A 4,065-nucleotide genomic window follows, 5' to 3' on the forward strand; every position below is an offset into this window, starting at 1 on the left:
CGCGCGAGCCGTCGCGGCCCGCCGGCTTCGCGGTGCGCTTGCCGGTCTCCCCGAGGTCCTCGAGCACCTCGGCGGACAGGCCCGCGCGGGTCTGCTGCTCCTTCGGCAGCCGGCCCTTGACGCCCTCGGGGATGTCGAGCTCGGCGTAGAGGTGCGGGGAGGAGGAGTAGGTCTCCACCGGCTCGGGGATGCCCAGGCCGAGGGCCTTGTCGATGAGGCCCCAGCGGGGCAGGTCGTCCCAGTCCACGAAGGTGACGGCGGTCCCCGTGTGCCCCGCGCGGCCGGTGCGGCCCGTGCGGTGCAGGTAGGTCTTCTCGTCCTCGGGGCACTGGTAGTTGATGACGTGCGAGACGTCCTCCACGTCGATGCCGCGGGCGGCGACGTCCGTGGCGACGAGCACGTCCACCTTGCCGTGGCGGAACGCGCGCAGCGCCTGCTCGCGGGCGCCCTGGCCCAGGTCGCCGTGCAGCGCGCCGGCGGCGAACCCGCGCTCGACGAGGTCGTCCGCCACCTTGGCCGCGGTGCGCTTCGTGCGGGCGAAGACGATCGTGAGGCCCCGCTTGCGGGCCTGCAGGATGCGCGCGAGCAGCTCGACCTTGTCGAGCGCGTGGGCGCGGTAGACGACCTGCGCGATGTTCTTGACGACCTGGCCGTCGTCGTCGGGCGCGGCCGCGCGGATGTGCGTCGGCTGCGTCATGTAGCGGCGGGCCATCGCCACGACGGCGCCGGGCATCGTCGCGGAGAAGAGCATCGTGTGCCGGCTCGCGGGCGTCGCGCCCAGGAGGCGCTCCACGTCGGGCAGGAAGCCGAGGTCGAGCATCTCGTCGGCCTCGTCGAGCACGACCTCGACCGCGTGCGACAGGTCGAGGTGGCGCTGGTTCAGCAGGTCGATCATGCGGCCGGGCGTGCCGACGACGACGTCCGCGCCGCGCTGGAGCGCCTCGACCTGCGGCTCGTACGCGCGGCCGCCGTACACCTGGACGACGCGCACGGACCGCTTGGACGAGGCGGTGGCGAGGTCGCCGGCGACCTGCACCGCGAGCTCGCGCGTCGGGACCACGACGAGCGCCTGCGGCTTGCCGGGGGCGGCGAGGCGGTCGTAGCCCTCCTCGCCCGGGGCGACGACGCGGTGCAGCAGCGGGACGCCGAAGCCGAGGGTCTTGCCCGTGCCCGTCTTGGCCTGGCCGATGATGTCGTGCCCGGCCAGGGCGACGGGGAGCGTCATGGCCTGGATGGGGAAGGGCTGGGTGATCCCCGCGTCGGCGAGGGCGGCGACGATCTCGGGGCGGACGTCGAAGTCCGCGAAGGAGGCGTCGACGGCCTGGACCGAGGAGGCGGTCGTCAGGGACGAGCGCGCGTGCGCGTCCGCCTCGGTGACGAAGGTGTCGGCGGGGTCGGGGGTGCCGGTCGTGGGGTCGGTGCCGGCGGGGTCGGTCTGGGTCGTCACGCGGGCTCTTCACTGCGAGGGGCGACGCGGCGCGCTGCGGCGTGGGCCGCGGGTGCGGCCGTGGCGGCGCGGCGGGGCGTCACGCTGGCTGGCGGCAGCCGATCGCGGAAGTCGCTCGTCCGACGGGCCGCGGGTGCGGCGCCGGCCGGCCCGAGTGGTCCCCGCGCGCGGTGAGGCGCGACGGGCACCGGTGGTGCATCGACAGAGGTGACGACCGGGCAACCGATGAACGGCGTCAGTCTAACGGCCGGGTGCCCGTCCGGCGGTACAGTGCCCGGATGACCCTGACGCCCCGCTCGCACCGCCGCACCGACGTCGGCACGGACGGGGCCGAGGACGCGGGCGCCGCGGTGGTCGGCGCGGCCGCCGACGGCGCGGACGCGGGCGTCGGTGCCGACGCGGCCACCCGGGCCCGGGACGCCGTCGACCTGCTGGGCCTCGTCGCCCAGCTCGAGCACCAGTCCTTCGCCCGCCTCGCCGCCGACGCCGCCGTCGCGCCGACGCTCGAGCAGCGCCTCCAGCTCAGCCGGTTCGCGGTCGAGGCTGTCGAGCGTCGGGACCGCGTGCTCAACCGGGTCGTCGAGCTCGGGGCGAGCCCCGTCGAGGCGATGCGGCCGTACGAGCACCTGCTGGACGACTTCGACGCGCGCACCGAGCCCAGCTCCTGGTGGGAGCGCCTGCTCAAGGCCTACGTGGGGTACGGCGTGGCCGACGACTTCTGCCGCCTCGTCGCGACGGGCATCGACGAGCGCTCGCGCGACCTCGTGCTCGAGGTCCTCGAGGACGCCTCCCACGCGGAGCTCGCGGTCGCCGAGCTCGACGCCGCGGGCGCGGACGACGACGTCCTCACGGCGCGCCTGGCCCTGTGGGGGCGGCGCCTCGTGGGGGAGGCGCTCGGGACGGTCCAGCGCCTCGTCGTGCAGCACCCCGGGCTCGCCCGCCTCATCGCCGAGCGCCCCGTCCCGCGCCCGGCGGCCGCCGGCCCCGGCGCGGCCGGGACGCCGGCCGACCCGCGCCCCACCGCCGGTGCGCCCACGGCCCCCGGCGGCACCACGGAGATCTTCGGCGAGCTCACCGCCGAGCACACGCGCCGCATGTCGCGGCTGGGCCTCACGGCCTGAGGACCGCGCGGGGTGCTCCCGGACCGCTCCCGGACCGCTCCCGGACCGCTCGGGGGCGGCGGTGGGGACGGTCCGAGGACGACGACGGGCCCCGACCGCGGTGGTCGGGGCCCGTCGTCGTCGTCGCTCAGACGGAGCCGAAGCCGACGCGTCCCTTGGACTCCGAGCCCAGCTCGACGTAGCCCAGCGAGGCGGTCGGCACGATCACGCGACGACCCTTCGAGTCCCGCAGCTCCAGCGTCGTGCCGCCCTCGATCGCGGCGGCGACGGCCGCGGCCACCTCGTCCGCGGTCTGGTCCGACTCGAGCACGAGCTCACGGGGCAGGTGCTGCACACCGATGGTGATGTCCACCGTCATCGTCTCCCTTGTCCTGGTCGAGCGGGTCGATCCTAGACGCCCGCCCGGCAGCGGCGGCCCGGCGGCCGGACCGGGGGGCGGCGGCCTCTCAGCGGTCGGCCGGGTCGGTGGGGTCCGTGGGGTCCGTGCGGTCGGGACGGTCGGGACGGTCGCCGCGGGCCACGGTGACGACACCGTCCCAGCACAGGGTCGACACGAGCGCGACCGCCTCGTCCGCCGGGAGCCGGTCCGGGTGGCGCCAGTGGTGGGTCGCCGCGGCGCGCACGAGCGCGATGAGGGCGACGGAGGCCAGCCCGGCCGGGGCGGGCGCGAGGCCCGCCGCGCTGCCGAGCACCGTCGCGACGCGCTGCTCCACCTGGCCCGTCGCGCTCTCCACCCGGGCGCGCACGGCCGGGTCGTGCGTGACGTCGGACTCGAAGAGGAGGTTCGACGAGGCGCCGGACCCGGCGACGAACGCGAAGAAGGCCCGGACGACCGCGTCGACCACCCGGCGTCCGTCCCCGGCGAGCACCGGGCCGTCCCCGAGGGGCTGCAGGGCGGCCTCCACCTCGTGCAGCAGCACGTCGCCGCGGCCGTCGACGACCGCGAGGTAGAGGTCGAGCTTCGAGGGGAAGTGCCGGTAGAGGACGGGCTTGCCGACGCACGCCCGCTCGGCGATGTCGTCCATGGACACGTGGTGGAAGCCCTGCGTGGAGAACAGCTCCTCGGCCACCTCGAGCACCTGCGTGCGGCGGGCGTCGCGCGCGAGCCGCTGCCCGCGCACGCGCGGCACGGGGCCGCTCGTGGGCGCGGCGTCCCTCGCGTCCGTGACCTGCCTGTCGCCGTGCACGGCCCGATCGTAGGGCTCCGCCCGCGCCGCGCCGGGGCGTCCGCGGGTGCGAGCATGGTGGTGTGCCCCCTCCCGTGCCGCGTCGACGGCCCGCCCGCGCCCTCGTGCGTCGTGCGCGGGTCGCGTCGGGGCACGTCGGGGCGGCCGCCCTCGTCGTGGCGGCCCTCGCGCTGGGGATGGCGACGGGCGCGGCCGTGACGTCCGGCCCCGGCGCTGCGCTCGCGGGCACCCGCGCAGCACCGACCGCGGCGGCCGGGACGTCGGGACCCGACGTCGCGGCCACCGCGTCCGCGGCCGGGTCCGCCGCCGG

At 76.9% G+C, this 4,065-nt stretch carries 4 protein-coding genes and 1 pseudogene; 2 read left to right on the forward strand and 3 right to left on the reverse strand.

Annotated elements, in window-relative coordinates; translation table 11 throughout:
• Positions 1-1,447 (reverse strand): DEAD/DEAH box helicase (locus EJA20_RS18080; protein WP_164984062.1); only part of this gene is annotated, 1,447 nt, incomplete at its 3' end.
• Between the two features lie 278 nt (positions 1,448-1,725).
• On the opposite strand from EJA20_RS18080, the gene EJA20_RS18085 reads away from it, so the two are divergent.
• A complete protein-coding gene (locus EJA20_RS18085; RefSeq protein ID WP_129339903.1) occupies positions 1,726-2,568 on the forward strand; it encodes a ferritin-like fold-containing protein in 843 nt (280 codons plus the stop codon).
• 127 nt (positions 2,569-2,695) lie between these two features.
• On the opposite strand, the gene EJA20_RS18090 is transcribed toward EJA20_RS18085, so the two are convergent.
• Positions 2,696-2,926, reverse strand: a complete 231-nt coding sequence (locus EJA20_RS18090; RefSeq protein ID WP_420836457.1) for a DUF3107 domain-containing protein — start codon at positions 2,924-2,926, stop codon at positions 2,696-2,698.
• Positions 2,927-3,014: 88 nt separating this feature from the next.
• Positions 3,015-3,755: a TetR/AcrR family transcriptional regulator gene (locus tag EJA20_RS18095; RefSeq protein ID WP_240675634.1), complete on the reverse strand. Its 741-nt coding sequence runs from the start codon at positions 3,753-3,755 to the stop codon at positions 3,015-3,017.
• Between the two features lie 62 nt (positions 3,756-3,817).
• Between EJA20_RS18095 and EJA20_RS19210 the strand changes: the two are divergent.
• Positions 3,818-4,065, forward strand: a pseudogene (locus EJA20_RS19210) (hypothetical protein); the annotation flags it as partial.

Origin of the sequence: Cellulomonas endophytica (genome assembly GCF_004123805.1) — a bacterium.
Classification (GTDB): Bacteria; Actinomycetota; Actinomycetes; order Actinomycetales; family Cellulomonadaceae; genus Cellulomonas; species Cellulomonas endophytica.